1 protein-coding gene is annotated in these 1538 nt (G+C 72.2%); it reads right to left on the bottom strand.

Annotated elements, in window-relative coordinates:
* Nucleotides 1-1538 (bottom strand): catalase (locus ACWDCZ_RS41275; protein ID WP_449818711.1); only part of this gene is annotated, 1538 nt, incomplete at both ends.

Here is a 1538-nt window from a genome sequence, read left to right as displayed (position 1 = left end):
GATCAAGATCGCCGGCCAGCTGGCCCAGTGGAACGGCCGCAAGCGGGACTCCTTCGAGGAACCGGTGCTGTTCGATCAGGTGGACGAAGTCCTCCCAGAACGAGGCGCCGGGCTGCCGGTCCGGGCCGCACAGGGCGACCCCGGCGAGCTGCTCCGCCTCGCGGGCCCCTGCGGCCCGCAGGAGCGCCGTGCCGGTGCCGAGCGCGGCCACCGGTTTGCCGTGCCGCAGTGCCTCGTTGACGAACCGGACGGCGTCCGGTTCCACGACCAGCACGTCCTCTGCGCCGTCCGGGACGACCACGGCGTCGTACAGCACCGAGGCGGTGGTCGCCAACGCCCGGTCGACCTCCACGTCCTGGCCGTCGCTGCCGGCCACGCTCCCGCCGTACCGGGCCAGGGTCTCCACCGTGGCGCCCTCGGCCCGCAGGGCGGTGCGCGCCGCCCGCACCTGGGCGGCGTCCACGCCCTGCGCCACCAGGACGGCGACCTTGCGGGTACGGATGCCGTGGCCGTGCAGGTTCTCCAGGCTCAGCGCGGGCGAGACCCGCTCCCCCACTGCTCCGGCTTCGCGGTCGCCGGTGGGCCGGTACGGTGCGGGCTCGGGCGCGGGCTCGGGTTCGCCGATGCGGCGGGCGACCTCCACAGCCAGTTCCCGGTCGACACGGGCCAGGTTGGCGACCATCCGGTGCCGCACGGCCTGGTCCCCGACCTTGCCGAGCTCGAAGGAGAACGCGGCGATGATGTGCTCCTGCTCCCAGCCGGCCATGCTGCGCCAGAACAGCGCGGCCTGGCCGTAGTGGTCGGCGAAGCTCGGACTGCGCCGGCGGATCGCCTGCCCGTCGACACGCTCCTGATAGTGCTCGAACACCCCCTCGGCGAGGCGCCCGCCGCCCAGGGTGGCCGGGCATCCGCCGCCGACCGAGTTCGGCGCGTAGCTCGTCCCGGAGTGGATCACCTGCTGGCCGTAGCCGTCGCGCTGGTCGGTGCGCACCTCGGCGAGCGGACGGTTGACCGGCAGTTGGGAGAAGTTGGGGCCGCCCAGGCGGATCAACTGGGTGTCCAGGTAGGAGAAGTTGCGGCCCTGCAGCAGCGGGTCGTTGGTGAAGTCGATGCCGGGAACGACGTTGGCGGTGTGGAAGGCGACCTGCTCGGTCTCGGCGAAGAAGTTCTCCGGGTTCCGGTCGAGGACCATCCGGCCGACCGGCCGCACCGGCACGAGTTCCTCCGGCACCAGCTTCGTCGGGTCCAGCAGGTCGAACGGGAACGAGAACTCGTCCTTCTCCGGGATCAGCTGGACGCCGAGCTCCCACTCCGGGAACTCGCCGGCCTCGATCGCCTCCCACAGGTCCCGGCGGTGGAAGTCGGGGTCGCGGCCGGCGGTGATCTGGGCCTCGTCCCAGACCTGGCACGCGACGCCGAGTTTTGGCTTCCAGTGGAACTTGACGAAGGTGGCGCGCCCGTCGGCGGTCACGAGGCGGAAGGTGTGCACGCCGAAGCCCTGCATCATCCGGAAGCTGCGCGGGATCGCCCGGTCCGAC

The organism is Kitasatospora sp. NPDC001225 (assembly GCF_053597855.1).
Note: the sequence above shows the minus strand (reverse complement) of the source record. Positions and strands in the feature narration are given on the sequence as shown.